Consider the following 26,954-nt stretch of genomic DNA (forward strand, 5'->3'; position numbering starts at 1 on the left):
GAACACCGCATCTCGTCACGCCGGGTGGTGACGAGGTGCGGTCATGCGCCGTCTGCTTCTTCCCACTGCGTGAGAAGCTCCGCCGGAATGGCCCTGACGACATCAACATAGCGCTTTCCGACGAATTGCTCCGCGCGCCTGAGCAGCACCGGGATCGGGCTACTTGGTTCGTTGGTTTCGAACCACCGGCGTGCCGTGTAGATCAGTGTAAGCGCTGCTTGCCGGTCCATCGGTACATGGTCGGGGCGCGCAACAATGGAAGGCGAGTCCGGCGAAACAGCAGATTCGCTATCCGGAAGTACTGGCGAGGGCACTGCTTCGGCGAGCACTGACGGCGCATCCGTGTCGCGATCTTCGTATTTGGCTGCGGGCAAAGTGTCAGGCCTGGTTTCGTCCAGCGAATCGCTTGCTTGAAATAGCTTGAGCAGGCGGATCAACGGGGAAAAATCCGGCAGGTACGTCTCGAGGTGCGTCGAGCACCACGAATCGATAGCGGAGAGACTCGAGATCGCGTCGTCGAAGGCCTTCATCGTTGACGGCTGCTGTTCCCGCAGGTTCTGCAATTGCAGGATGACCGAATCGGGCGCGAGCGCATCGACCGGACGCGGATGCGCGAACGCGCGCTCGACGTCACGAACCTGCAACCGGGTGGCAGTCGATCGCATCAGTACGATCTCTCGCACATCGGCCAGCAACCCTTCCGGATCCGACAGCGCTTGCAGCGCGTTCATTCGCATTTCGAGCGCTGCATGGCGATCGTTGTCGGCATCGGCCTGCGGATGGACCTGCTCCGGAAATGCCTGCAACCACGCCGCCAGTAACCGCATTCCTTCCCATAGGCCTGCCACGCCGCCCAGGCGCGTGCGACAGCGCGTATGCAGCACGGCAACGCGTATGTCCTTCGTGCGCGTCATCAACCGCCGGCAGTCCCGCTCGGTTTCGCTCCAGTTGAGCGGTTCGGGCGAACCGACGAATGTGCCGTATTGCACATCCGGTCTAGGCGCGCTGCCGGCAAATAGCACCACGAAATCGTGGTCGTATTCGAGATCCGGGCCGCACGGCTCGGTACCGTTCAACGGCGCCAGCCAGTCGTCATGCGGCGTATCTGCGACGGGTGAACGGACAGGCTTGTTTGAGGCGGGAGATGATTTTTTGCTCATTGTCGATGGTCGGAGACAGGGGCGCGACGATTGAAATGGCGTGCATGGCGTTCCGGCTCGAAGCGCATGCCGGTGATCGGCTTGTCGGCGGCGGGGCGGCCCAGCCAGCCGGACCAGCCCATGCGTTGCCGGCCACCCATGACGGCCGGCGGCGCGCTCTCGGGCTTGATGCGAAGTTCCAGTTCCCACTCGAGCTCGTGGCCGACGAATGCCCGAACCCACTCGACGAGTCGCGGCAGATCTTCGCCTTGCGGCGTGAAGCGCAGGTATGCATCCAGATCGACGGGGCCGATTACGATGCGGAACCGGTGCTGACGATCCGGTGCGACACGCCCGAGCACGGCGCCCCGGCCCATCGTGGCCGCAGCGCCCGGGTATCCGATGCGCCCGCAGTCGGCCGGATCGATTTCGATCCAGTGAAAGACGTTTTCCTCGAGGGTGACTGGAACGCCGAAGTAGTGTTCGAGCGTGGTGCGAAGCCCGTCCGGATTACGCGACTCGCGGACGAGATGGGACGAAGCGGCAAGGCGCGCATGCGACGGAAGAGGGCGCCGGTCGATTTCGCCGACCGCTTGCCCGACGAGGCTTGCGATATAGAACGAGAATTGCTCGTCGTGTTTTCGGTCGAGGCCCGCAGCGGCTTGCGCCGAAGCCCACGCCCGATAGAACAGGGTGAAGAACCGGTGATGGAAGATGTCGAAGAAGTCGACGGTGGTCGTGTCGCGGCGGCTGCTTTCCCGGTCCTTCGCGATCTCGGTAACGTGGATCGGCAATGGACCGTTGGGCCCCAGCATGCCGAGGCCGAACAGCCGCACCTTGAGTCGCCCGGCCGTCTCGTGTGCGCTCGCGATTTCCCGCGGCGGGAAGGCCAGGCTCGGCTGTTGGCCTAGTCTGAACGGTTCGGCCCGTGGCCGGCGTGCGGTGCCGATCGGGTCGACCGCCGGGTTCGCGCCGATCCGCCGTAACAACGACAGGAATCCGAAGCGCCAGGGTTCGGCCTGCAGGGCTTCGATCAATTCGGGCGACAACGTGGGTAGTGTGGCGCGCTTCATTACAGCGCTCCGCGCGTGCCCGTGCGCGCCGGCCATCGCGCGATCCGGCCGCGTTGCATCGAGTGCAACTCCGTCTGCGTGAAGCTGTTGATCGAGACGTGCCGCGCGAGCCAATGCTCGAGGATCACCCCGAAGAGATAGGGACTTACGCCCGAGAAGCCTGTCTCGTCGACCGTCAGCGCACATTCGATGCCGCGGCCGAAGGTCATCGGGCCGGTTCCCGGCAGCTTGCGCGTGACGGGGCGCGTTTTCGCACCCACGAGGCTCTCGACCTGACGGCCTTGCCCTGAGTCGCCATCCACGAGGTACAGACGCAGCAGGTCGCGCAGGCCTTGACCGCCTTCCCGATGATCGAGTGCTTCGAGCGGCAGATAGTTGAAGTTCAGCTGGCGGATCAGGCGCCACGCCATTTCCCGCTCGGCATAAGGCGGCAACGGTGCGCTCGGCGGGCGAATGAGGCCGATGCTGTCGACCGGCGCGGACTGTGCGGTTTCCAGGTCGTGCACGCCGTTGCGCGGCACGAGTGTGGCGAGATCCCGGTTCGTCAACAGTGCCTCGACCGACAGGAAGCGAATGTTTTCGCCGTACGGCGCCTCTGCCTGGTCGACGAGCGAGAGAAATACCTCCGTACCGACGTAAGGCGTGCGCGTACCGTAGCGGCGTGCCGAATCGGACAGCAGGCGACGCTCGCGCCGCACCGAAAAGTAACGACCGTGATTGCCTTCGTCGTTGTTCAGCGTCTGATAGAGCGGCCGGAACTCGAGTTCGGAAGACGTCGCGGCCACCTGCCCATAGACGGTGCGGACCGAGAACACCTCGTAGTCGAGTGGCGTGAGTCTCGCCGGCACCAGATGGAATTCGGTGTCGCGCGGCGAGATCTCGACCCGGTCGGTATGTTTGCGGAACAGATTGATGACGGGCGTGCAGAAGAGTGCGAAGCGTGATGCATCGACGAGATTGGCGAGTGGCCCGGGCGCCCGGTCGAGCAGCACGACGATCTCGACCTCTCTGCCATTGACCCGCGAAAAGCCCTCGGCAAGGCCGTTCAACGCAAAAAACCAGAACCGCGCGGGGCACGCGAAGTATTCATGCAGCAGGTTGTGCCCGTGGAACTTGGCCCAGTTGAGCGGCAACAGGCTTTGATCGACACCCAGTCCTTCGTGTTCGATCGCGGTTTCCATGACGGCCGCGAGCGAGCGACCAGGTGTGCCGAATTCTCCAGGTGCACCGATCACGGAGGCAATTCCGCCCGCATGCAGCAACTCGAACAGGTGCGATGCGACCTGTTCGTCGCCTGCCAGATACACCGGAAGCCGCTCGAGTCCTTTCAGGTCGGCGATCCGCATGTTCCCCGTGGTCGCGAGCCTGATCCGCAGCGCGCCGCGCACTTGCTTGTCGGGCGGACTATAGCGCTCCAGCGCCGGGATGTCGGGTGGAATGCCTGTCAGCCGTGCCTCGGTGATCGTGAGCGGCCACAGCGTGATGTCCTGCCCGTTCGTGAACTGGCATGCCGTGCGCTCTCCATCGGGAATCTTCGCGGTGAACGAGGTCCCGCGAGCAAGGCGATAGCCATTGACGAGGTTGCCTTCTGCCTGTCCGGGATACAGGCGAGCGATCGAGATCGACGGGGTCGGCGCGACGTAGTTCGGATAGGTGACCTCGAGTAGCCGTTCCGTGAAGCGCGGAAACTCAGCGTCGAGCTTGATCTGCATGCGCGCAGCCATGAAGCTGAACGATTCGATGAGACGCTCGACATAAGGGTCCGCCACTTCGCCGGTCTGCATGCCGAGTCGTCGTGCGATTTTCGGATGGGCATGCGCGAACTCGGCGGCGAGCTCGCGCATGTAAATGAGTTCCTGGTTGTAGTAGTCGAGCAGTCGCGGGTCCATCGGAGAGGTCTCGTTGTAGTCGGTGTGTGCGCCGTGCTCAGCCGGCGCGCATGCCCGTGATGCGGATTTCGCTTGTTTCGAGATCCAGCGAGCTTTGCACCATGAATTCGAGCGGATACGGATCCATGTGAATCAGGCCGCGGACTTCGAAGGCGAGCACGTTGTGATGTTCACCCGCGGAATCGGCATCGGCATCGGCGGTGGTGCGGGGTGATATCAGCAGCGAATCCGGGATCAGGCGCGGTTCGAAATCGCCGATGGCCCGGCTGATCATCTTTTCGACATCGTTCCACTGGCGTGATGCGATAAACGTGCCGGCAAGCGGCGGGACGCCGAAATTCACTGTCGATGCCGCTGCTTGCGGATGGCGGCCGCGATCGATCCGGTCTTCGATACTCGTCGTGTTGAGCAGATAGGCGAGATCGCGCTGCACTATGTCGCGCATCTGCTTGCGCGTGACGGTGTATTCCTCCGGGGCTTCGGTCTGCCGATGCGGTGCGTCGTCGCGCAGGCGATCGAGCAGCGTCGGCATCAGATACGAACTGGCCCGTCGCGGCGTACGTGCGGTCGGGGTGTCGGCACCCGGCTGGCGCTTCCGGTGCTCAGTCATGGGATTGATCCGCGTCGATCGCGGCAGGCGCAGCGCGCGAGCCGAACTCGGCGTGCGCCAGCTCGAACAGGCTGAAGTCGCCCACGTCGGTTGCCCAGGTTTTCTGTCCGAGCGCGACGACACCCGTGCGGCTGATGTCGTGCCAGCGGGTTTCGCGCCCAAGGCGCACGGCGTCACTGCCGGTTTCCGAACCCGGATAGCGGGCCGGCATGAAGCCGTGGACGAGGCTTCCGTCGATGTAGGTGAGTGTGCACGGTGCCCAGACCAGATCGACCGGTTGCGCCGGCTGCGACACGCGCCATGCCGCCAGGTCGGCGAACGGTACCCAGCGATAGTGTCCGGCCGTGATGACTTCGCAGACCGGGCCGAAACGGGTGTCGCTGTCCGCAATCCATGCGGCAGGGCCCTGCAGTGGCGCGACGAGCGGAACGTCGGATGCAGCCTGAAATGCCGTATCGCGGAGGGTGTCGGCTTGTTCGACCTGCCCGTCGGCCGCGTGGCGGATCGCGTCCAGCATCGCCTCGATCCACGGCGGCGATGGAAGAACGGCACCGGGTCGCTCCCGGCCCTCGACGACCTTTGCCCGCCACCGTTCGGCACGGATCAGATCGCGATACACCTGCGCGGTTCGAGCCTGAGCCGGTTCAAGCTGCGCCCAAACCTGCAGTTGCTGAATGGCGCGTGACCATTCACCCACGAGGCACATCAACTGGAACAGTGCCCAGCGATGGGAGGCGCTCGTCGGTTGCGAGCGGATGTTCGCTTCGATACGTGCGATCTGGTCGACTAGCGGGAGGTCGCCCGCACGTTGAGCGGAGGGCGTAGCGGTGGCGGTGAGTGTGGTCATGGTTGGTCCTTGCGCAAGGGCGCGGCCAGCGGACTGTCCACGGACAGCGCATGGTGCTCGCGCCGGGTAAGCGGCGGAGGCGGCGAGAGGGAGCGGTGCGCCGACTGGGTATGAAATTCGAGCGGCGCGAACAGTTGCAGGATCTCCGGAACGGATTCGCCACCGATCACCGCTTCCACGTGCCCTTCCAGATGACCGAAAGCATCCTCGATCGTGCGATTACCTGACAGGAGCGTCTCGATCGATTCCGAACGCTCGCGGGTTTCGTCGGCATGCGTGTCGTGCCGATGATCCGGTGTGTTCTGGTGCAGGGCCGTGTCGTCTACCGATGGAGCCCATACTGACGCGATCGGCGCGCCGGGGTCGGTCAGGGCACGCCAGTACTGCGCATGAAGCGTATCGATCAGTGCATCGGTGTGGTCGGCGTCGACGCCGGCCGTGTCAGCTGCGGTATGCGGATAGGCTGCCGCACCATCCCGGGTGCCGATACCGAGGAGGCCGAGCATGTCGTCGTCGATGCGAACGGGACCGAAGGCGTCGTCCAGCGGCAACGTGCCGGCAACGGGCTGCGAGCGTGCGTCCTCCGGCGTGGGCGCGATGAGCGAGGTGTTCGACTGACGACGCCAGGGCAAGAGAAGGGAGCGCATGAGCAGGTTCGATAGCGAAAGATCTGAAAATCAAACGCGAGTATCGACGAATCTTTCATCTCGAAAAAGCGCTGTGGACGTAAATGTATTGAGATTGATGGAAAATTGATTGTCAAAAATTGCAACGAATAAGCGGAAACGTTATTCCGACAAAAAAATGAAATCGTTCGCTTGCGTCATTGTTCGTCTGATTTTGGAATTTATCTCGAAATAACAATGGCTTGTAGACGGGGTGTTTGGTGGTTTTTGCCGTTTTTCACATGGCTGATCAGGATTTTTTGTGTGAATCAAGATCTGATGAAATATAAGACTAGTCCGAACTTTTAATTGATGTTGTTGGCGACATTATTGCGTTGACGCAATTATTGTTTCGTGTTGATAATGCGACTCCCGATTCGGAGTGGCCGCCTTTTCCGAACCTGAGAGAGAAGCGTGTTTCGAAAGTCGTCGATCCCATCTGGCAAGGTATCCATAAAGGAGTCCTTACTGCCGTGACGGATTCGTTCGCGACACGCTAACGAACAAAACTAGACCACCATGAACATTTCACGCCAGACCTTGTTCGGCAAGCTCGGGGTCGAGCTTTACCGAGGAATCGAGTCGGCAACGAGTTTCTGCAAACTGCGCGGGAACCCGTTCGTCGAACTTGTCCATTGGCTGCATCAACTGCTCCAGCAGCCGGACGGCGACCTGCAGCGGATCGTGCGCCATGCGCATATCGATCGCGATGCGCTCGAGCGCGATCTTGCGCGGGCGCTGGCTGACTTGCCGGCAGGCGCGAGTTCGATCAGCGATTTCTCGTGGCATGTTGAAGCGGCGATCGAACGTGGTTGGGTGCTGTCGACACTCGGGCATGGTGACCATCGTGTGCGCGGTGCATGGCTGATTGCGGCGCTTGTCTCGACCCCCGAACTGCGGCGCGTGCTGCTCGCGATTTCCCCGGAATTCGGCAAGATCCCGGTGGAAGGCTTCGGCGATGTGGTGCCTGCCTGGATCGCTGGTTCGCCGGAGGCGGCCGACGGGGCGTACGATCACAGCGAACTCGAGCCGGCCTTGCCGGGCGAGGCATCCAGTGCCGTGTCGGGCACGTCGAAGGGCAATGCACTCGAGCAGTATTGCCTGGATCTCACCGCTCTGGCCCGCGCAGGAGAAATCGATCCGGTCATCGGCCGCGAACTCGAGATCCGCACCATGATCGACGTGTTGCTGCGCCGGCGGCAGAACAATCCGCTGGTTACCGGCGAGGCCGGCGTCGGCAAGACGGCTGTCGTGGAAGGGCTGGCGCGTGCGATTGCATCGGGCAACGTGCCGCCGAATCTCGCGGAGGTACGCCTGCTGAGCCTCGATGTGGGCGCGCTTCTCGCAGGGGCGAGCATGAAGGGCGAGTTCGAGGCTCGCCTGAAGGGGGTGCTCGAGGCTGCGGCAAGATCGGCGGTTCCCGTCATCCTCTTTGTCGACGAAATTCATACGCTGATTGGCGCGGGTGGACAGGCCGGCACGGGTGATGCTGCCAACCTCCTGAAACCGGCACTCGCGCGCGGTACGATCCGCATGATCGGTGCGACGACTTGGGCCGAATACAAGCGGCATATCGAGAAGGATCCGGCGCTGACCCGGCGCTTTCAGGTATTGCTGGTCGCGGAGCCGTCCGAGGCGGCTGCGACCGACATGATTCGCGGGCTCGTGCCGACGTTCTCGTCGCATCATGGCGTCGTTGTTCGGGACGAAGCGATCCGGGCATCGGTGACGCTGTCGCATCGCTATATCCCGTCCCGTCAGTTGCCCGACAAGGCGATCAGCCTGCTCGACACTGCATGCGCGCGTGTGGCGCTGTCGCAGCATGCGACGCCGCGCGAGCTGGATGACGTGCGGCAGCGGCTGGCGGCCGCGCGCGCAGAAGAGTTGCTGTTGGTGCACGAGGCCCGTATCGGTATTGATGCGGACAAGGCGTTGAATCGCGTCCGCACGCGCATCGACGTGCTGGCGACGGAAGAAGCGGCAATCGCGGATCGCTGGCGCGAGCAGGTGTCAGCCGCCCAGGCGTTGCTCGCCGGCAGAGATGCCGCGATCGCAGGCACAGGAGATTCACCGGTATCGGTCGATCAACTGCGCAAACTTGAACGTACGCTGGCCAAGCTGCAGGGCGATGTGCCGCTCGTCTTTCCCGAGGTCGACGAATCCATCGTCGCCGAAATCGTTTCGGACTGGACCGGAATCCCGGTCGGCCGCATGGTCATCGACGAGGTCGCCGCCGTGCGTCGCTTGCCGGAAACGCTCGGCGCGCGCGTGATCGGACAAAGCGAAGCGCTGCACCTGATCGGCGAGCGTGTACAGACTGCGCGGTCGGGTATGACCGATCCGAAGAAACCGCTGGGCGTATTCCTGCTGGCCGGCCCGTCCGGTGTCGGCAAGACCGAAACCGCGCTGGCGCTTGCCGAAGCGCTGTACGGGGGCGAACAGAACCTGATCACGATCAACATGAGCGAGTATCAGGAGTCGCACACGGTGTCGGGCCTGAAAGGTGCGCCGCCCGGCTATGTCGGCTACGGCGAGGGCGGTGTGCTGACCGAAGCGGTGCGCCGTCGCCCTTACGCGGTCGTGCTGCTCGACGAGATCGAGAAGGCGCATCGCGACGTACATGAAATGTTCTTCCAGGTGTTCGACAAGGGATACATGGAGGACGGCGATGGTCGCCATATCGATTTCCGCAATACCACCATCCTGCTGACGAGCAACGTCGGTGCCGAACTGAGCGCGAGCCTGTGCGCGGATCCGGCACTGTCGCCCGATTTCGACCACCTGCGGGCCGCGCTAGCCCCGGAATTGCTGAGCGCATTTCCGGCGGCATTCATGGGGCGCGTGACGGTCGTGCCGTACCGGCCGCTTGCCGACGACGCGCTCGCCAGCATCGTTCGCCTGCATCTGGATCGCGTCGTGAAACGCATGGCGGACAGCCACGACATCGCGCTTGCCTACGACGCCACGGTCGTGAACTACATCGTCGGCCGTTGCCTGGTTCAGGAGACCGGTGCGCGCGTGCTCATCGGCTTCATCGAACAACACGTGCTGCCGCGCCTTTCCGCGCTCTGGCTTGACGCGTTCACATCGCGCGCGCCGCTCACACGCATCGCGATCGGCGTGGCCGATGCCTCCGCTTCGCCTGCCCAGGCGCTGACGTTCGAGGCGACCCCTTCTCATCCTGTCGAGCCGTGTCGTTGAGCTCGACATCCGTCAATCCCTGTCAGGAGACTGTTCATGTCCGCTAGCAGTTCGCAGAAGTTCATCGCGCGCAATCGTGCGCCGCGCGTGCAGATCGAATACGACGTTGAAGTGTATGGCTCGGAGAAGAAAATCGAGCTTCCGTTCGTGATGGGCGTACTCGCCGACCTGTCCGGCAAGCATCCGGTCGAACCGCTGCCTGCGGTGTCGGATCGCCAGTTCCTGGAAATCGATATCGACAACTTCGACGAGCGCATGAAGGCGATCCGGCCGCGCGTTGCGTTCGCCGTACCGAATACGCTGACGGGCGAAGGCCAGATGATGGTCGACATGACCTTCGAAAGCATGGAGGACTTCTCGCCGGCCGCGATCGCCGACAAGGTGGAGCCGCTGCGCCGCCTGCTTCAGGCGCGTACGCAACTGGCGAACCTGCAGACATACATGGACGGCAAGTCGGGGGCAGAGGCGCTCGTCACCCAGTTGCTGCAGGACCCGGCCCTGCTGAAGTCGCTGGCCGCGGCGCCGCGGCCCGAGCGGCGCGAAGAAGGCGCGGCCGATTCGAGCGACGCGAGCTGACCGACCAACCGATCGAGGATGACCATCATGGCAAAACAGCAAGCACCGGCCGTCGAGGCCCAGGCGACCACCCAGTCCGACTTTACGCAGCTGCTGGAGCGGGAATTCCGGCCGAAGACGGACCAGGCCCGCGCGGCGGTCGAACATGCGGTGCAAACGCTTGCGGAGCAGGCGCTCACGCAATCGATCACGATCAGCGACGACGCCTACAAGAGCATCGCGGCCATCATCGCGCAGATCGATCACAAGCTTTCCGAGCAGATCAACCTGATCCTGCATCACGACGACTACCAGGCGCTCGAATCCGCGTGGCGCGGCCTGAACCACCTCGTGTCGAACACGGAGACGGACGAACACCTGAAGATCCGCGTGATGGACGTCTCGAAAGCCGAGCTGCATCGCTCGATGCGTCGCTACAAGGGTCTGGCGTGGGATCAGAGCCCGCTCTTCAAGCAGATCTACGAGCAGGAATATGGCCAGCTCGGCGGCGAGCCGTACGGCTGCATCGTGGCCGACTACTACTTCGACCATACGCCGCCGGACGTCGACCTGCTCGGTTCGATCGCGAAGGTGGCAGCGGCTTCGCACACGCCGTTCGTGACCGGCGCGGCTCCGTCGGTGCTGCAGATGGAGTCCTGGCAGGAACTCGCCAACCCGCGCGACCTGACCAAGATCTTCACGCAGAACCTCGAATACACCGCGTGGAATTCGCTGCGCAATACTGAGGATGCGCGCTACGTCGGTCTCGCGATGCCGCGCTTCCTGGCGCGCCTGCCGTATGGCGCGAAGACCAATCCGGTCGACCAGTTCGATTTCGAGGAAGATACGAACGGCTCGAACCACAGCCGCTATGGCTGGGCCAACGCGGCCTACGCGATGGGCGTCAACATCAACCGCTCGTTCAAGCAATACGGCTGGTGCTCGCTGATCCGCGGCGTCGAATCGGGCGGTACGGTCGAGAACCTGCCGTGCCATACGTTCCCGACGGATGACGGCGGGATCGACATGAAGTGCCCGACCGAGATCGCGATTTCTGATCGTCGCGAGGCCGAGCTGTCGAAGAACGGCTTCATCCCGCTCGTGCATCGCAAGAACACCGATCACGCGACCTTCATCGGCGCGCAGTCGCTGCAGAAGCCGGCCGAGTATCACGATCCCGACGCGACTGCCAACGCGAACCTGTCCGCGCGCCTGCCGTATCTGTTCGCGTGCTCGCGCTTCGCGCATTACCTGAAGTGCATCGTGCGCGACAAGATCGGTGCATTCAAGGAGCGCGAGGACATGCAGCGCTGGCTCAACGAATGGATCATGCATTACGTCGACGCCGACCCTGCGAACTCGTCGCAGGACACGAAGGCGCGCCGGCCGCTCGCCGCTGCGGAAGTGCTCGTCGAGGAAGTGGAAGGCAATCCCGGCTATTACCAGGCGAAGTTCTTCCTGCGCCCGCACTTCCAGCTCGAAGGGCTGACCGTTTCGCTGCGGCTCGTGACGAAGCTGCCGTCGATCAAGGAAGCCGCTTAACCACCCGGTAGGTCCCGCAGGGCCGGGCATCGGCTTGCTTCGGCAACCGACGATCGGCCAGTTTCAAATCGTTAAATAAAAGGAGTACTACACATGTCGCAGGACATTTTTCTGAAGATCGACGGCATCAACGGTGAATCGCTCGATGACAAGCACAAGGACGAAATCGAGATCCTGAACTGGGACTGGGAAATCCAGCAGGAATCGTCGATGCACTCGGGCAGCGGCGGCGGTGCCGGCAAGGCAACGGTCAAGGATCTCACGTTCGAACACAACATCGACCGTGCGAGCCCGAACCTGATGAAGTATGCGCTGACGGGCAAGCACATCGACCAGGCCGTGCTGGTGATGCGCAAGGCCGGCGGCAATCCGCTCGAGTACCTGAAGCTCACGATGAGCGACGTGATCGTCACGCGCGTGAAGCCGTCCGGCAGCAAGGCCGGTGAAGAGAAGAGCCGCGAGACGGTGTCGCTGTCGTTCTCGAAGGTCAAGCAGGAGTATGTCGTGCAGAACGCGCAGGGCGGCAGCGGCGGCGCCGTCACGGCGAGCTTCGACATCAAGGGCAACAAGGAAGCGTAAGTGCGGGGCACCGGGCGCGGCGGAGCGTTCGTGCTCTCCGTGCACGGTGCATTTCGTTCGTCATCGAGGTGAATTCTGCATGCGTTCGATTCTGACTGCCGCGTCGCTCGCCGGCGTCGTGCTGCTCTCGGCCTGCGCGAGCGGCGAACCGAAGCCGAAGGAGCCGGTTCGGCTCGAACTGGCCGTCAAGGCGGCATCCGACGTCAATCCAGACGATCGTGGCCGGGCGGCGCCGATCGTCGTGCGCATCTACGAGCTGAAGAACGACAACGCATTCGAGGCGGCGGATTTCTTCACGCTGGAGAATCAGGACAAGACGGTGCTGGCCGACGACGTCGTCAAGCGCGACGAGTTCCAGCTGCGGCCCGGCGAGCAACGGAAAGTCGTCCGCCGACCGGATCCGGAAACGACTGCCATCGGCGTGATCGCGGCCTATCGCGACCTGCCGAACGCGGTGTGGCGGTCGGTTTATACGATGCCGGCCTCGCCTGACAAGGCGTGGTACCGCTTTACAACGAAGCTGAAACTGATTGTCGATCTTGAGGCCAAGGCCGTCAGGATCGACGAAGCGAAGAAGAAATGAAACACGTCGCGCAACACAACGGACGATACGTATGAGCTGGTACGCCAAGGTCGCCTGGCAGGAAGGGTTGTTTTTCAGACCGCAACTGTTCCAGCAACAGGAACGCTACTTCGAGAAGTACGCACACATGCGTGCGGCGCCGCTGTCGCCGTTTTTCTTCGGCTTCGCGCATTACGGGCTCGATCTTGAGTCGCTCGCACTCGGGAAGGTGATCGTCAAGGCGGCCGCCGGCGTGTTCGCCGACGGCACGCCGTTCGATGCGCCGGGCAACACGCCGTTGCCGCCGCCGTTGACGATCCGTCAGGAACACCTCGATCAGGTGATCTATCTGGCGGTTCCGGTGCGCTTGCCGAACTGCGAGGAAACCACCTTCGAGAACAAGGCGGATTCGATGGCGCGCTACCAGGTGTTCGATACCGAACTGCGCGACTCGAATTCAGTCGGGCTGGCGCCTGAATCCGTGCAGTTGTCGAACCTGAGGTTGCGCCTCGTGCCCGAGAAGGAGCTGGGCGATGCATGGATCGGCCTTGCGCTGACGTGTGTGAAGACCATCCGCGCGGACGGCAGCATCGAACTTGACGACACGATCGTGCCGCCCGTGTCCGGCTATGGCGCGAGCGATCTGCTGACGAGCTGGGTCACGAAAATCCACGATCTCGCCCACCTGCGTGCGAATGCGTTGTCGCAACGGCTGGCCGGTACCGATGACACAACCGCGAGTGCGGCGACGGTCACGGATTATCTGTTGTTGCAGATACTGAATCGATACGAGCCGTTGCTGCAGCACATGCTGAGCGTGCCGACCACGTCGCCTGCCGATGTGTACACGTTGCTGATCGCGATGGCTGGCGAGTTGTCGACCCATCTGCGTACAGACACGCGCCGCCCGCTCGATACGCATCCGCCATATCAGCATACGACGCCGCATCTCTGCCTGAAGCCGGTGGTCGACGACACGCATCGGCTGCTCAACGCCGTACTGGTGCGGAGCGCGCAGAGCATCGTGCTCGAGGACCAAGGCCACGGCATGCGCAATGCGGTGGTCGATCCGGTGGATATGCAGGGTTTTGCGTCGCTTGTGCTGGCCGTTCATGCGGCGATGCCGCCCGATGCGCTGCGCCAGCAGTTTCTCGCGCAGGCAAAGGCGGGGCCGTCGGAGAAGCTGCCGAGCCTGGTGCGCAGTCATCTGCCGGGTGTTGGCATGCAGCTCCTGCCGGTGCCGCCGCGGCAGATTCCGTTCAACGCCGGATACATCTATTACGAGCTGATGCAGGGCGGGGCGCTGTGGGAGGAGGTGGTGCGGCATGGCGGTGTTGCGCTGCACGTCGCGGGGGAGTTTCCGTCTCTCAAGCTCGAATTGTGGGGCGTACGCGCATAAGCACGACTTAAGTGAGGATATATGTTCAAGAAGGCTGCGGTAACGATCACCTATTTGATTTTCCTGGCGATATTGTCGGGCTGCTTTCGCGTAAATGGTTGGAAGTAAGGTAGGACATCCGTCACATCTCGAATACATGAAAGACGATCAGTGATCCGATCGATTCAACGGAGATCCCGGAATGGCTTTGCTTGATGTACCACGGACGTTGTCGGTTTCCGGCGCTGCGCTGCCGATGTACGGCGGACAGTCGATCCTCACTCCGATGAAGCTGACCGGCGGCGAAATCATCGGAGAATTGTTCGAGTACACGCTCGAACTGAAAACGCCGGATTCGCTCGGGTTTTCGCAGAGCATCGCTGCGAACGTCAATCTTGATGCGCTGATTGGCACGGAAGTGACCGTATCGATCCAGCTCGAGGGAAAAGGGCGTTTCATTCCGGGTCTAGCCGGTGCCGCCGGAATGGCGAACGTCGGTGCTGGCATGCGCGAGATCACTGGTGTTGTAAGCCATGCGACGATCGTGCGTGAAGACGGACGGTCGATCGTCTATGAGCTCACGCTCCGACCGTGGCTGTGGCACGCGACCAAGAACTGCGATTGCCGCATCTTCCAGGATATGTCCGTTGTCGAGATCACCGATGCGGTACTCTCGGTCTACCCGTTTCCGGTCGAAAAACGACTCACGACTCCGCGGCCGAACAAGGTATGGCCCAAACGGGACATCCAGCGCCAACATCTCGAAAGCGACTGGACATTCCTGCAGCGCTTGTGGGAAGAGTGGGGCATCTATTATTTCTTCGAGCACGACGAGGGCAAGCATCGTCTCGTGCTTTGCGACTCGATGGGGGCACTCAAACCGCTGAGTGATGCCTATGCCGCACTTCGCTACGATCCGCCGACCAGTCGGCGGATTGATGAAGAGCACATTCACGAATTCTCGGTATCACATGCGCTGACCAAGGGCGCAGTGACGAGTGTCGACTACGACTACACGTTGCCGCGCGCAAATCTCAAGGTGACGCGCGAGGACCCCCGCGACACTGGGCTCGCCCATCAGGAGCAGTACTCATGGGGGGATTATGCGCAGCCTCAAGCTGGCGCGGCTGGTCTTTCAGGCGACCACAACGAGCCGCGCACGGAGGCGGAGTATCTGACGCTGGTGCAGATGCAGGCGTGGCGTTGCCAAGGCTTGAGGGCTTACGGTAAAGGTAACCTGCGCGGCCTCGTCACAGGTCAGACGTTTGTGCTGGCGCACTACCCGCAGGACGCGGCCAACCGAGAGTATGCAGTCGTCGGCTGCATGCTGACGATTGAGGATATCGGCGAAGCGTCAGGTTCCGGTCAGCGTTATCGCTGCGAAGCGGATTTCACGCTGCAGCCGGCCAACGAGCCATTCCGGCTGTTGCGAACTATCGCGAAGCCGCGCATGACCGGCGTCGAATACGCCGTTGTGACGTGTCCCGAGAACCAGGAGATCTGGACCGATGCCTATGGTCGGGTGAAGCTGCAGTTTCTGTGGGATCGGCTCGGCAATAACGACGAGCGTTCAAGTTGTTGGGTGCGAGTGGCCGGTGCATGGCATGGCGATCAGTTCGGTGGAATCTTCCTGCCGCGTCGGGGACATGAGGTCGAAGTCGCTTTCGTCAACGGCGATCCTGACCTGCCGATCATCGTGGGCAGCGCGAGCAATGCGTTCAATATGCCGCCGTTCGCGTTGCCGGAGAACCAGACGCTGGCCGGCTATCGCAGCCGGGAGATCGGCGGTCGTCGTGCGAACACGCTTGCCTTCGACGATACGAACGGAAAAATTCAGGCGCATCTGTCGAGCGACGAAGGCGCGTCGCAGTTGAATTTGGGTTACATCACGCGTATTGCGGGCAACGCAGGGCGGCAGGATGAGCGTGGTCGCGGGGCTGAACTGCGCACGGATGGTCATGGCGTATTTCGTGCCGGGCAGGGGATGCTGCTCACGACCGAAGTTCGGCAAGACGCGCAGGCCCATGTGACCGACATGGGTGAAACGACGGCTCGACTCGAAGAGGCCGAGCGTTGGCAGACGATGATCGCGGAACTGGCGCAGCAGGCGACGGCTCAAGAGGCGAACAGCCATCAGGAGGAAGTCGCCAAGACGCTCGCCAAACAGAACGCTGTGATAGGCGGATCGCAAGGCGCTGCCGCCGATGGCTTTTCTGAACTCGGTGCGCCGCACGTCGTCATCGCCGGCGCTGCCGGTATCCAGACCACGACGCCAGCGACAACGCATATCGCAAGCGGTCAGCACGTCGCACTGACGAGCGGGGAGCACATCGCGGCGTCGGCAAACGGCAGTGTCCTCATCAGCGCACAGGATTCAGTGCGCCAGTTTGCGGCACGTGGGGGCATGAAATCCGTCGCGGCAGACGGGAACATCGACATTCACGCGCTTCAGAAGGCGATCAATCTGCTGGCCATGCTCGAGGTCAACATAACCAGCGACACGATTCATATCAGCGCGAAGAAGAAATTGGTGTTGAACGGGGGCGGCAGCTATATCGAGCTTGAACAGGGCAGTATCAAGAGCGGGACGAGCGGCGTCTGGCTTGCCCATGCAGCCAATCACTATTTCCCTCAGCCAGACGAAGTGCCTGTCGAGCTCCACGTTCCCAAGGTGTGTATCGAGTGCCTGCTGAAAGCCGCGAAGAGTGGCGCATCCGCTGTTCCTCGGCTCTAAGGTTTGCATCATGACGATAGTAGACGACAACGCAAAACTTTACGGTCTGGTTGACGGTGCTCAGTATCCAGATTCGATTGCTACATGGGTGCTCGAATTCTCGCCAGAGGTGCGATCGTTGTTCGAGGGGCTTCCGGAGGAAGAGGCCGGAAATTCCGCGCCGATCCTCTTCGAGATCGACGATGCAAAGAGCGAATGGGTTCGCCACATCGATGAGTTGGACCGGTATCGACCATGCTTCACCGTGGTGCGCAGCGCATTGAGTATTGATGAGCTCAAGGTGCACCTGCAGCGCTTTCTCTTTGTCGACATCGGTGAAGGGATGCACGCACTGCTCCGCTGGTTCGACCCGCGTTCGCTTCCGTCGATTCTGGAAGTCTGGGGGAAAGCGGCACAGGCAGAACTAACTCGCCCGTTGACGATGTGGATGTACCGGGGAGGCCGCTCGGAGTGGCAACACGTTGGAATCGACGCACGCGCGTCGGCCGCAGACGCGGGAGAGATTCCCCTGTTCTTTAGTCAACAGCAGCTCGATGAGTTGGAACGGCATGACGAACCGCACGCGCTCATGAGCGAGTTGAGCGACCTTGGTTTGATCGATGGGAATCAGTCGTATGCAACGCGATTCAAGGATTTCCTTCGAGGCTATAAACGTGCAGGTGAGTTGGGGCTGATTTCACGCGCAGACCGCCACGCGTTCTGTGTGGCCTCGTACCAATACGGAGAATCATTCGAACGCCAAGATGAAGTTCGAGCGGCGATTCGATCGAGTGTCGCCAGCGGAGCGCCGTTGGTGCAATCGTTCGATATGGTTCCGGCCTATGTCTGGCGGGAGTTGATGCGTAGCCACGAGAAGAAGGCGAAGGCACTCCAAGAACAGGAGGTTGGGAAATGATCGAGTCTATCTGGAAGCGTTTCGCCGTGGTATTCGTCGTTGGGTTGCTGTTGACACTGGCGGGTTGCTCCGATGCGGACGAGAGCAATCCGTCAGATGTGAGCGGCTACAACTATACCGAATACTACATCGCAGGATTTCGTGTCGGGAATGAAGGTAAAGATCTTTGGGCGGGCGGGCCAAACATTTTTCCGAAACGGCATGGCGAGTCTCGCTCTGGTGGTGGGGGGGGAATGTGTTGCATCAGTATCCCTTCCAAATGGCGGCCTGACATGAAGCTCGTGGTCAAGTGGAGGGTCGACAAGATTCAAGATGGAAAAACTCCGAGCAAATGGTACACGGCGATCACGGAAGTTCCGCCGTATGGGCCGCGGACCTATGGTTTTTGGGTGCATTTTCTTCCGGGCGATCGTATTCGCGTTGAAATTCAGGATAAGCCGCCGATGCCGGCTAAACCGGCTGAACGGGATCCCTACATCGTGCAAGGTGCACTAGACCCAGAATTGAACAATAAGTAAGGAGAAGATGCGATGAGTGAGATCCGTTGGCCCGAACCATTCAGCGAAAACTGTCATCTAGAAAATACGGCGGTGCTCCACGAGCTGGGGGGCGGGAAATGATTGTGTTTGTTTGGAAGCGTTTCGCAATGCTATTCGTCGTCGGGTTGCTGTTGACACTGGCGGGTTGCTCAGATGCAGATGAGAGCAATCCGTCAGATGTGAGCGGCTACAACTATACCGACTACTACATCGCAGGATTTCGTGTCGGGAATGAAGGTCAAGATCTTTGGGCGGGCGGGCCAAACATTTTTCCGAAACGGCATGGCGAGTCTCGCTCTGGTGGTGGGGGGGGAATGTGTTGCATCAGTATCCCTTCCAAATGGCGTCCTGACATGAAGCTCGTGGTCAAGTGGCGACGCGACACGCATCCCTACGACGACGATCGAAGCGGTGATCAGTGGCTTACTGCGATCACGGAAGTTCCGCCATATGGACCGCGTACCGCTGGCTTCGTAGTGCACTTCCTGTCTCGCGACCGAATTCGTATCCAGATTCGTGATGAGAAAGGGGGCCTCCGCAGAATCGACGACCAAGACCCCTACATCGTGCAGGGTGCACTCGACCCGGAATTGAACAAGAAGTAAGGAGAAGATGCGATGAGTGAGATCCGTTGGCCCGAACCATTCAACGAGCAAGGGCGTTTGTCCGAAGGGGCTGCTGCCCAATCAATGGGCAAGAGTGCCTTGGCCGGGGAAACGCCAGGTTGCCCACAGACGCTACATGTCAATTTGTTCTTTGACGGCACGAATAACAATCTGGAAGAGGACATAAAGAGCGCGGAAAGGCCCACGCATAGCAACGTCGCAAGGTTGTTCAACGCGTGTAGTTACAACTACGCGGATGGGGAGTATCGGTTCTACGTGCCTGGTGTTGGTACTCCATTTCCTGAAATCGGTGAGAAAGAATTCACCGCGAAGGGTAAGGCATTCGCCGCTGGTTTCGGCATGCGCGTCGCGTGGGGGTACACTCGCTTGCTGAACGCTGTGCATGAGGCGATAGTGGGCGACATCCTGTTGTATGACCCTGATGCTCGCGCACTATGCTCGCTAATCGACGATGAGGTCATCGCGACCAACGGAACTGTAGTTTCAGCCGTCACGAACATAGCTAAGACCAGCCGCATTGCAGGAGTAGCGGCAAGTAGTCCTATGTTTTACTACGGATACAAGGTTCGATCGAAGCTTGAGCGATTACATGGGGAGCTGTCGGCGCTTCAAAGGAAGCACAGCAGCCCGGGCGGGCAGCTCAACCGGTCGATCAAGAAGGTGTGGGTTAACGTTTTCGGCTTTTCTCGAGGTGCCGCAGGCGCGCGGGTGTTCGTGAATCGTCTCATTAACACATGGGCGCCAGGTGGAAAGATCGCTGGTGCGATTCCGTACGAAGTCAATTTCCTGGGGATCTTCGACACTGTCGCATCGGTTGGCATACCCGATACCGCTACGGCGGCGATCAATCGGGTGGAACTCGATGGGCATTGGGCATGGACGTCAAGGGGGGCGCTCAACGTTCCCATATCGGTCAAGAAATGTGTGCACTTCTTCTCGATCCACGAACAGAGGATGAGCTTTCCGCTCGATTCCATTCGGGAGCGGCAGATATATCCAATAGGCGAACCTCGTAGGATCGAGATTGCTTACCCCGGGGTGCATTCTGACGTCGGCGGTGGTTATCCCGTTGGTGACCAGGGTAAATCGAGAGCGGGAGAAGGTAGTAAGCTCAGCCAGATTGCCTTGCACAATATGTACATTGAGGCGCTGAAGGCTGGGGTGCCACTGTTGACAGGAAATGATAAAAATCCGCTTCCGAAGGTTGTAGGGCAAGATTTTCGGATTTCTTCAGCAGTCGTCCACGCCTTTAACGACTGGTTGTCGACTGTCAATCAGAAGCCGCTCGACAGCGTTGAAACGGCGTTGCGTATTGGCATGGGGCAATCTCTCGCGTGGCGGACGCTGCGAGCGGATGTAGGCAATTCTCATACATACATTACGTCTCAGGAGTTCTTTCGCCGCGCGCGGGAGGATCAGGTCACCCCGTACGGACTGGAAAAGCGCCTCGAGAAAAAGGGATCATCAGCTCGGCTTGACGGCCTGAAGCGTGAAAAGCGCGAGCTCGAAATTCGAAAGAATACCCTCGAGGCCGCAGCGCTTGGAACGATCCGAAACCCCCTCGAGTCGAATGTGTTTAAAAAGCGAGCCGAGCAACTTGCCGAGCAAATCAAGAAGAAGGATAAGGAGATACTTGAGGCTGCGGCAGATAACGGAAAGGAAAGTCGGCCTGGAGAGGGGGCGACGGACATCACCACCAATGACAAGACCGACCTTCTCGAGGCGGCCGAGGAATTTCGGCTCGTTCTAGCATATTTGCGCCCCGATCAGCGAACGCGCTTGCAGGTGTACTGGTCGCAGGCGCCGGCGAAAGCAGTCAAGATGGGGAGCGGGCTCTTCTCGGCAGAGATTTTCATATCACAGAACCCCAACGCCTACTATTTGACCGTCGATCGAAAGGACGCGGGTTCTCACCGACGACAAGGTTCGAACACCGTTTGGTTGGGCGATCGCGATCTCGCCATCCAACTCCTCGGCGCTGTCGCTGCCTACCAGCCGGTCTTGGACTTCGTGCTGGCTCCGGAAACGCAGATGTTGCCGTTTCTACTTGAACACACGTCCGACGAGGCTGTGCGGAAGCTCTCGCCAGCCGTCGTGCGCCTAATGGACGATTACGTACACGACAGCCGCGCCTGGTTTCGCGTTCCGTATTTTCACGAATATTCACCAGGCGGCTATGGATGGGCGCGCACGTTCTTTGTCGGCAATGATAGGCGTGTCCGTAACCTCGGTCTTACGGATCAAGCCACAGCCGTTGCTGCATCACGAGAGCAGAAAGCGGCGGCGGATCGCGGCAAGTTCGTCGTCGAGCGGTCGAGGACGTTGCCGCCCCCGGTGAAAGTCGACTTCAGCACTTTTCCGCGCTAGTGAGCGCGCTCCTACGAATAGCACCATGTCAATCAGCATCGCAGTCGTCGGGGACGCAACCGACCATGGCGGCCGGATCATTACCGGCTCTGATACGCACAAGATCGGCGGCAAGAAAATAGCCCGTCTGCACGATCTGGTCGACTGTCCGGAAACCTATCCGGACGGGCGTCCGCACGGCATCAACAAGATTATCGAAGCCCATCCGACGCTTAGCGTCGGCGGGCGTTACGTGGCATTGCACGGGCATCGCACCGAGTGCGGCTGCCGGCTGATTGCGACTTCGACAGCCAAGGTAGGGCGCTAGTTATGTCGACACCAAGGAAATCCAGTACGCCGTTTGGCGTCGCGCACACTCCCGCGAATGGCGAGGAAGCATTGGAGAAAGCGCTGAACCGGGAGGGCGATACACCTGTCAGTCAGGATATTGCACCTCCCGAAGTTTTCGAGCAGCGTCTGGCCAAGGTCAAGGCCGCTTCGAATCCCTTGCTCGAGGCATCGCGCGTCTTGCTGCGTGCGCAGGCCGACATGCCCGAAACGTTCGAGTCGAAAGATGCAACCGTGTTGTTACGGACGCTTCTCGTGGAAGAGGTCCGCGTGTTCGAGAGACTATGCGAACAGGCCAATATTCGACGCGACCACATGATCGGCGCGAGCTACTGTCTGTGTACGGCACTCGACGAAGCGGTAGCGCAAACCGCATGGGGCAAGAATGGCTCATCGGCGATCGAATGGATCAATGGCGGTCTTGCGACCACTTTCCACGGAGACCTCAAGGGTGGCGACAAGGTCTATCTTCTGATTGGCCGCTTGCTGGAGGATCCGGATGAGCACCGGGACATCCTTCAAGTGATTTACCGGATTCTCAGTCTCGGCTTCGAAGGACGCTACCGAGGCGTGGCTGATGGCCCGCGCAAGCACGACGCGATTCGTCAACGGCTCTACAACGTGATTACATCGCAGCGCGAACCCGTACCGCTGACGCTATCGCCCCACTGGCAATCGACCGCGCATGGCAAGCGCTTGTCGTTCACCGATTTTCCGGTATGGATCACCGTCACGGTCTTGTCGGTGATCCTGCTCGGACTGTTCGGATGGTTCAAGTACGAACTGTTTAGCCGCAGCGCGGACATCCAGAAGCAGATTGTCGACATCGCCCGCATGACACCACCGCCTGCGCCGCCACGGCAATTGCACCTCAAGCAATTGCTCAAGGATGAAATCGCGGCCGGCACGGTCAGTGTCGACGAGGATGCCCGCCACAGCGCCGTCACGTTCCGCGGCGACGCGATGTTCAAGCCCGGCGGGGCTTCGGTTCAGGCATCGATGAATCCGCTGATCTTGAAGATCGCGGGCGAGGTCGCCAAGGTGCCGGGCAAGGTCACGATCATCGGCTACACGGACAACGTTCCGATTCGCAGCCGGCATTTCGCATCGAATCAGGTGCTGTCGGAAGAGCGCGCCATCCAGGTCATGCAGATGCTGCAAGCCGCGGGGGTGCCGGCAAGCCGGCTCGAAGCCGTCGGCAAGGGCGATACCGATCCGGTTGGCGACAACCGAACTGCGCAGGGACGTGCGCAAAACCGCCGCGTCGAGATCGACGTCGCACGATAAGCCAGATCCGTTTCCGGAATAACACATGAAGAAGTTCCAGTTCCTGTCGTTTCTGGCCTCGCGCCAGTTCCTCGCGTTCCTTGCACTGATCGTCGTTGCATTGGTGATCTGGTTCGTCGGCCCGTTTTTCGCGTTCGGCGGGCTCAAGCCGCTCGCCAGTGCCGGCATGCGTGTGCTGCTGATCGCGCTGTTGCTCGCCGGCGTGTTGCTCTGGCTCGTGGGCTGGTCGACGATCGTCGTGTTTGCCGCATTGCTTTGCTTGTTGATCTGGTATGCGGCACCGCTGCTCTCGTTCGGTCATGTGGCGCCGTTCGAGGCGGTGTCGGCTCGGCTCACCGCGATCGCGCTGGTGGCGGGCGCTTTCGTTCTTTTCGGGATGTTCCGTCTGTGGCAGAAGATGCGGGAAGACGATGCGTTCCTGAAGAAGATGCTGCGCATGGACCGCCGCAAGGATGATTCACCCGCTGCACCGCGCTTGCGTCAAGTCGAAGGGATCATGACGAGCGCGCTCGCGCGTCTCAAATCGATGCGTACCGGCGCGCGAGGTCCTGGCAAGCTGTTCCAGGGCAAGCGCTATTTGTACGAACTGCCCTGGTACATCACGCTCGGCTCGCAAGGGTCCGGCAAGACCAGCGTACTGACGAACGGCGGATTGGTGTTTCCCGTTGCAGAGCAGATGCAGCGCGCGACCGGCGCACCGATCGGTGACGCCGCCGCGGTGGAATGGTGGATGACCAATGACGCGGTGCTGATCGACACGGCCGGCTACTACGCGCATCACGGCATGTCGACGGCCGAGGACGTCGACGCGCCCGTCTCGGAAACGGGAAAGCCGGCAACCGGCGTTCCGGGCAAGGACGGCGCCGATACCGGGCCGGCTGCGGAGGGCGCCGAAGACGATGCGAAGCGCAATGAGGCGTCGCAATCGAAAGCCGCCGCCGTGTCCGCAGCCAGCGGCTCTGCCGTTCCGCCCGGTCAAGGTGCGGGGGAACGCCGGCAGAAGGTCGATCGTGCGGAATGGTTCGGATTTCTGGGCATGCTGCGCCGGCATCGGCCTCGCGCGCCGATCAACGGTGCGTTGTTGACGATCGATCTCGCCACGTTGGCGGGCGCCGACGAACAGGCGCGAGTGGCTGAGGCTGCCATGTTGCGCGCGCGGCTGGCCGAACTGAGGCAGGAACTGGGTATTCGCTTTCCTGTTTATGTGATGGTCACGAAGATGGACCGTCTGACGGGTTTCGCCGAGTGTTTCGGGACGCTGACGGCCGAGGGGAGAGTGCAGGCATGGGGCTTCACGCTTCCGTATGGCAAGGAAACGGTTGCGAAGGAAGGCGTGCGCGAGCGCTGCCGCGCCGAGCTTGCCGAACTCGCACAACGGCTCGGCGGTTCGATTGATACCCATCTTCAGGATGAGTACGATCCCCGCAAGCGCCGGTCGCTTGCGGCATTGCCCGAGGAATTTTCGGCGCTGCTCGAACCGCTGCTCGACCTGATCGATCGGGTATTTCTCGACTCACGGTACGACGATACCCAACTCCACTCGACGTTGCGCGGCGTGTATTTCACGAGTGCGCGGCAACGGGGCAGCGAGATCGTCGCGGAGCGCGGTACAGTCGTTCAACGCCTTCTGTCGACCCAGGACCACGCTCCCGTGTCGTCGGTACGCGCCGAAGGCAACCAGGGCTTCTTCCTGCATGACCTCCTGACTCGCGTCGTGTTCCCGGAAGCGCATCTGGTGAGGCCCAACCTGCGCTGGGAATACCGCTACCGGCTGTTGCGCCTGATCGGCCACACATTGGCGCTGCTGGTGTTCGTGTGGCTGGCCATCGGCCTGCGTGCAAGCTTCGGCAACAACGGCGACTATCTCGATGCAATCGGCCGCAAGGTGAAGGCGCTCACGACCCGCGTCACCCAACTCTACAAGGAACCCAAGCCGGAATCGGTGCCCGACACGCTGACCGAGGCCCGCTATCTGGCGACCTTCCCGGGGCTGGACCTGTCGAATCCGGACAGTACGTGGCGCTACGGTCTCTATACGCCAGCGGACATCGCCACCGAAAGCCGCCATGCGTACGACGCCCTCGAGGACAACCTGCTGCTGCCGCAGATCGTGTACCGCCTGGAAGACGTCATGTCCGGTGCGATCGCCAGCAAGGCTCCAAAGGCGGCCTACGATGCGCTGCGTGTCTACCTGATGTTGTACGACAAGGCGAAGTTCAACGCCGCGGACGTCAAGGCCTGGGTGCTTGACGACTGGGCGAAGACCGACAGCGCGGCGGTTTTCGGTGGACGTGCGTCGATGATCGACCACGTGCAGCAGCTTTTCTCCGGAGAGCGCGTGGTGCAATCGCCGCTGATTCGCAACGATGCGCTGGTGCAGCAGGCGCGCGCGTTTCTCGACGGCAGCAACGCAACCGATCGCCTTTATCAGCGTGCGAAGGCGGCGATGCTCAAGGAAGCGCCCGACGAGTTTACGCTCCTGCGCGCGGTCGGCCCGCAGGCCGGCACGGTGTTCACGCGGGCGAGCGACGCACCATTGTCGCGTGGCGTGGCGGGGCTTTTCACGTTCGACGGCTATCGGAATCTGTTCGACAAGCGCTTGCCCGAATTCGTGCAGATCGCGCGAGATGACGATGCGTGGGTGATGGGGCGCTCGTATCTGGCGGGTTCGTCGGATTTGGCTCAAAAAAAAACGGCTGAGATCGTGAGCAACGCGACTGGCGTGGACGATGCGCTGACCGACGCGGTCCGTCGCGAATACCTGATGGAATATGCGCAGCAGTGGGACGCGTTTCTCAACGACATCCGGACCGTGAGCGGCACGAGCCTTGCGTTCAATCTGAAGGTGCTGGGCAGCTTCGCGGCGCCTGATTCGCCGCTCGTGCGGCTTGCGCGGGCAGCCGTGCACGAGACGACGCTCACGCAGGCGATGGCTGTGTCGGACGGGGCGCTGCTGCAGCGAGCCGCCGACCAGCTCAATCAGAAGGCGGACAAGGCGTTGGGCATTCGAGCATCGGAGCGCGTTGAACGGGAACTCGTCGACAATCACTTTGCGGCGCTGCGCGAGGTCGTAACCGGGAGCGTGGATGCGCAATCCGATACACGGCCAGCCGCCACGCAGGCGGACAAGACGGGGCTGGACGGCGTCACCAACCTGCTGAACGACTATTACACGGCGCTCACGGTTGCCGACAATGCGTTGTCGAACAACAGCATGCCACCGGCGAGCGACGTAGCCGCGAAACTGAAAATGGCGGCCGACACGATGCCCGCACCGTTCCGCGCGGTATTGCTGCAGCTTGCCTCCGATGGCTCGCGCGAAGTCAATCAAGGCATCGGCCAATTGCTGTCGCGTCAGATGCAGGCGGTGGTCGGCGACACATGCCGGCTGATTGTCGAGGGTAACTATCCGTTTTCGCCGGACAGCAAGCGCGATGTCAGCATCGACGATTTCACCCGGGTGTTTGCACAAGGGGGCTTGATCGATGACTTCTTCACGAAAACGCTTGCACCGTTCGTCGACACAGCCGCGAAGCCTTGGCGCTACCGGACGCTGCCGGGCGCGACCGAACCCATGCAGGGGCCAGACCTGGAGCCGTTCGAGCATGCGAAGGCCATCCGCGACGTCTTCTTCAACGATCCCGGCCGCAAGCAGATGACGTGGAAGGCCGACATCCGGATTCCCGAACTCGATCCGACGATCATGAGTCTCTCGCTCGACATCGACGGACAGACGACGCTTTACCAACATGGTCCTGTTGCGCCTTTCACTGTCACATGGCCGGGGCCGCGCGGCGGCGTCCACACGGAAATCACGGCCAGCCCGCGGATTCGGCCGGATACGTCGACGATCGCAGCAGACGGACCGTGGGCGTTGATGCGCCTGCTCCAGAACGGTCGTGTGGTGGAGACGGCAACGCCGGGCCGCACGCGCATCGCGTTCGGTTTCGACGGTCGTCAGGCAGCACTCGACGTCGCAAGTGCCGGGAGCGTCGCTAATCCGCTGACGAGTGACGTGCTGAAGACGTTCCGGTGCCCCAGCACGATGTCGGCGTTCAACCTGCCGGATAGTGGCCCGCCGCCGGGGTTGCCGCGAGGCATGTTGCCGGCAAGCGCGGGTAGCGCTTCCCGCTGAACCA

20 protein-coding genes are annotated in these 26,954 nt (G+C 61.3%); 14 read left to right on the forward strand and 6 right to left on the reverse strand.

Annotated features, from left to right (window positions below; genetic code table 11):
* Positions 1 to 41 precede the first annotated feature (41 nt).
* The 6 genes from BCEP18194_RS27635 to BCEP18194_RS27660 are packed head-to-tail and all read right to left on the reverse strand — an operon-like array spanning position 42 to position 6,205.
* A complete protein-coding gene (locus tag BCEP18194_RS27635) occupies positions 42 to 1,160 on the reverse strand; it encodes an ImpA family type VI secretion system protein (protein WP_011354580.1) in 1,119 nt (372 codons plus the stop codon).
* Complete coding sequence (tssG, locus tag BCEP18194_RS27640) at positions 1,157 to 2,212, reverse strand: type VI secretion system baseplate subunit TssG (protein WP_011354581.1); 1,056 nt, start codon at positions 2,210 to 2,212, stop codon at positions 1,157 to 1,159. The genes BCEP18194_RS27635 and tssG overlap by 4 nt, the downstream gene beginning before the upstream one ends.
* Entirely contained in the window at positions 2,212 to 4,101 is a 1,890-nt protein-coding gene (gene tssF / locus BCEP18194_RS27645; protein ID WP_011354582.1) for a type VI secretion system baseplate subunit TssF, read from the reverse strand. Before tssF ends, tssG begins: the two co-directional genes overlap by 1 nt.
* 37 nt (positions 4,102 to 4,138) lie before the next feature.
* The gene (tssE, locus tag BCEP18194_RS27650; protein WP_011354583.1) at positions 4,139 to 4,711 is read right to left on the reverse strand and encodes a type VI secretion system baseplate subunit TssE; all 573 of its coding nucleotides are present in this window, start codon (positions 4,709 to 4,711) and stop codon (positions 4,139 to 4,141) included.
* On the reverse strand, positions 4,704 to 5,558 hold the full coding sequence (locus tag BCEP18194_RS27655) for a type VI secretion system accessory protein TagJ (RefSeq protein WP_011354584.1): 855 nt from the start codon (positions 5,556 to 5,558) through the stop codon (positions 4,704 to 4,706). The genes tssE and BCEP18194_RS27655 overlap by 8 nt, the downstream gene beginning before the upstream one ends.
* The gene (locus tag BCEP18194_RS27660) at positions 5,555 to 6,205 is read right to left on the reverse strand and encodes a TagK domain-containing protein (RefSeq protein ID WP_011354585.1); all 651 of its coding nucleotides are present in this window, start codon (positions 6,203 to 6,205) and stop codon (positions 5,555 to 5,557) included. The genes BCEP18194_RS27655 and BCEP18194_RS27660 overlap by 4 nt, the downstream gene beginning before the upstream one ends.
* Before the next feature lie 537 nt (positions 6,206 to 6,742).
* Here BCEP18194_RS27660 and tssH point away from each other — a divergent pair.
* From tssH to tssM, 14 genes are all read left to right on the forward strand, one after another.
* Positions 6,743 to 9,424 carry a type VI secretion system ATPase TssH gene (tssH, locus tag BCEP18194_RS27665; protein ID WP_011354586.1) on the forward strand — a complete coding sequence of 894 codons (2,682 nt, stop codon included), beginning with the start codon at positions 6,743 to 6,745 and terminating at the stop codon, positions 9,422 to 9,424.
* Between the two features lie 36 nt (positions 9,425 to 9,460).
* Entirely contained in the window at positions 9,461 to 10,000 is a 540-nt protein-coding gene (gene tssB / locus BCEP18194_RS27670; RefSeq protein ID WP_011354587.1) for a type VI secretion system contractile sheath small subunit, read from the forward strand.
* A gap of 27 nt (positions 10,001 to 10,027) precedes the next feature.
* Complete coding sequence (tssC, locus tag BCEP18194_RS27675; RefSeq protein ID WP_011354588.1) at positions 10,028 to 11,521, forward strand: type VI secretion system contractile sheath large subunit; 1,494 nt, start codon at positions 10,028 to 10,030, stop codon at positions 11,519 to 11,521.
* 93 nt (positions 11,522 to 11,614) lie between these two features.
* A complete protein-coding gene (locus BCEP18194_RS27680; protein WP_011354589.1) occupies positions 11,615 to 12,100 on the forward strand; it encodes an Hcp family type VI secretion system effector in 486 nt (161 codons plus the stop codon).
* 79 nt (positions 12,101 to 12,179) lie between these two features.
* Positions 12,180 to 12,683, forward strand: a complete 504-nt coding sequence (gene tssJ, locus BCEP18194_RS27685) for a type VI secretion system lipoprotein TssJ (RefSeq protein ID WP_011354590.1) — start codon at positions 12,180 to 12,182, stop codon at positions 12,681 to 12,683.
* A 31-nt stretch (positions 12,684 to 12,714) separates the two neighbouring features.
* A complete protein-coding gene (gene tssK, locus BCEP18194_RS27690; RefSeq protein WP_011354591.1) occupies positions 12,715 to 14,061 on the forward strand; it encodes a type VI secretion system baseplate subunit TssK in 1,347 nt (448 codons plus the stop codon).
* A 181-nt stretch (positions 14,062 to 14,242) separates the two neighbouring features.
* Positions 14,243 to 16,774 (forward strand): type VI secretion system Vgr family protein, encoded by a 2,532-nt coding sequence (locus BCEP18194_RS27695; protein ID WP_011354592.1) that lies wholly within the window; start codon positions 14,243 to 14,245, stop codon positions 16,772 to 16,774.
* Between the two features lie 10 nt (positions 16,775 to 16,784).
* On the forward strand, positions 16,785 to 17,669 hold the full coding sequence (locus BCEP18194_RS27700; RefSeq protein WP_050781657.1) for a DUF4123 domain-containing protein: 885 nt from the start codon (positions 16,785 to 16,787) through the stop codon (positions 17,667 to 17,669).
* Positions 17,666 to 18,187: a DUF3304 domain-containing protein gene (locus BCEP18194_RS40260; RefSeq protein ID WP_011354594.1), complete on the forward strand. Its 522-nt coding sequence runs from the start codon at positions 17,666 to 17,668 to the stop codon at positions 18,185 to 18,187. Before BCEP18194_RS27700 ends, BCEP18194_RS40260 begins: the two co-directional genes overlap by 4 nt.
* A gap of 98 nt (positions 18,188 to 18,285) precedes the next feature.
* On the forward strand, positions 18,286 to 18,813 hold the full coding sequence (locus BCEP18194_RS27705) for a DUF3304 domain-containing protein (protein WP_011354595.1): 528 nt from the start codon (positions 18,286 to 18,288) through the stop codon (positions 18,811 to 18,813).
* 12 nt (positions 18,814 to 18,825) lie between these two features.
* On the forward strand, positions 18,826 to 21,201 hold the full coding sequence (locus tag BCEP18194_RS27710) for a T6SS phospholipase effector Tle1-like catalytic domain-containing protein (protein WP_011354596.1): 2,376 nt from the start codon (positions 18,826 to 18,828) through the stop codon (positions 21,199 to 21,201).
* A 25-nt stretch (positions 21,202 to 21,226) separates the two neighbouring features.
* A complete protein-coding gene (locus tag BCEP18194_RS27715) occupies positions 21,227 to 21,508 on the forward strand; it encodes a PAAR domain-containing protein (protein ID WP_011354597.1) in 282 nt (93 codons plus the stop codon).
* A gap of 2 nt (positions 21,509 to 21,510) precedes the next feature.
* Complete coding sequence (gene tssL / locus BCEP18194_RS27720) at positions 21,511 to 22,815, forward strand: type VI secretion system protein TssL, long form (protein ID WP_011354598.1); 1,305 nt, start codon at positions 21,511 to 21,513, stop codon at positions 22,813 to 22,815.
* Between the two features lie 25 nt (positions 22,816 to 22,840).
* Positions 22,841 to 26,950: a type VI secretion system membrane subunit TssM gene (gene tssM / locus BCEP18194_RS27725; RefSeq protein ID WP_011354599.1), complete on the forward strand. Its 4,110-nt coding sequence runs from the start codon at positions 22,841 to 22,843 to the stop codon at positions 26,948 to 26,950.
* Positions 26,951 to 26,954 lie beyond the last annotated feature (4 nt).

The sequence above is a fragment of the Burkholderia lata genome (assembly GCF_000012945.1).
GTDB lineage: Bacteria > Pseudomonadota > Gammaproteobacteria > Burkholderiales > Burkholderiaceae > Burkholderia > Burkholderia lata.

What these genes read in the sequence shown, in the direction of transcription:
- BCEP18194_RS27635 (WP_011354580.1), bottom strand. Translation starts at nt 1,160, where the DNA reads ATGAGCAAAAAATCATCTCCCGCCTCAAACAAGCCTGTCCGTTCACCC.
- tssG (WP_011354581.1), bottom strand. Translation starts at nt 2,212, where the DNA reads ATGAAGCGCGCCACACTACCCACGTTGTCGCCCGAATTGATCGAAGCC.
- tssF (WP_011354582.1), bottom strand. Translation starts at nt 4,101, where the DNA reads ATGGACCCGCGACTGCTCGACTACTACAACCAGGAACTCATTTACATG.
- tssE (WP_011354583.1), bottom strand. Translation starts at nt 4,711, where the DNA reads ATGACTGAGCACCGGAAGCGCCAGCCGGGTGCCGACACCCCGACCGCA.
- BCEP18194_RS27655 (WP_011354584.1), bottom strand. Translation starts at nt 5,558, where the DNA reads ATGACCACACTCACCGCCACCGCTACGCCCTCCGCTCAACGTGCGGGC.
- BCEP18194_RS27660 (WP_011354585.1), bottom strand. Translation starts at nt 6,205, where the DNA reads ATGCGCTCCCTTCTCTTGCCCTGGCGTCGTCAGTCGAACACCTCGCTC.
- tssH (WP_011354586.1), top strand. Translation starts at nt 6,743, where the DNA reads ATGAACATTTCACGCCAGACCTTGTTCGGCAAGCTCGGGGTCGAGCTT.
- tssB (WP_011354587.1), top strand. Translation starts at nt 9,461, where the DNA reads ATGTCCGCTAGCAGTTCGCAGAAGTTCATCGCGCGCAATCGTGCGCCG.
- tssC (WP_011354588.1), top strand. Translation starts at nt 10,028, where the DNA reads ATGGCAAAACAGCAAGCACCGGCCGTCGAGGCCCAGGCGACCACCCAG.
- BCEP18194_RS27680 (WP_011354589.1), top strand. Translation starts at nt 11,615, where the DNA reads ATGTCGCAGGACATTTTTCTGAAGATCGACGGCATCAACGGTGAATCG.
- tssJ (WP_011354590.1), top strand. Translation starts at nt 12,180, where the DNA reads ATGCGTTCGATTCTGACTGCCGCGTCGCTCGCCGGCGTCGTGCTGCTC.
- tssK (WP_011354591.1), top strand. Translation starts at nt 12,715, where the DNA reads ATGAGCTGGTACGCCAAGGTCGCCTGGCAGGAAGGGTTGTTTTTCAGA.
- BCEP18194_RS27695 (WP_011354592.1), top strand. Translation starts at nt 14,243, where the DNA reads ATGGCTTTGCTTGATGTACCACGGACGTTGTCGGTTTCCGGCGCTGCG.
- BCEP18194_RS27700 (WP_050781657.1), top strand. Translation starts at nt 16,785, where the DNA reads ATGACGATAGTAGACGACAACGCAAAACTTTACGGTCTGGTTGACGGT.
- BCEP18194_RS40260 (WP_011354594.1), top strand. Translation starts at nt 17,666, where the DNA reads ATGATCGAGTCTATCTGGAAGCGTTTCGCCGTGGTATTCGTCGTTGGG.
- BCEP18194_RS27705 (WP_011354595.1), top strand. Translation starts at nt 18,286, where the DNA reads ATGATTGTGTTTGTTTGGAAGCGTTTCGCAATGCTATTCGTCGTCGGG.
- BCEP18194_RS27710 (WP_011354596.1), top strand. Translation starts at nt 18,826, where the DNA reads ATGAGTGAGATCCGTTGGCCCGAACCATTCAACGAGCAAGGGCGTTTG.
- BCEP18194_RS27715 (WP_011354597.1), top strand. Translation starts at nt 21,227, where the DNA reads ATGTCAATCAGCATCGCAGTCGTCGGGGACGCAACCGACCATGGCGGC.
- tssL (WP_011354598.1), top strand. Translation starts at nt 21,511, where the DNA reads ATGTCGACACCAAGGAAATCCAGTACGCCGTTTGGCGTCGCGCACACT.
- tssM (WP_011354599.1), top strand. Translation starts at nt 22,841, where the DNA reads ATGAAGAAGTTCCAGTTCCTGTCGTTTCTGGCCTCGCGCCAGTTCCTC.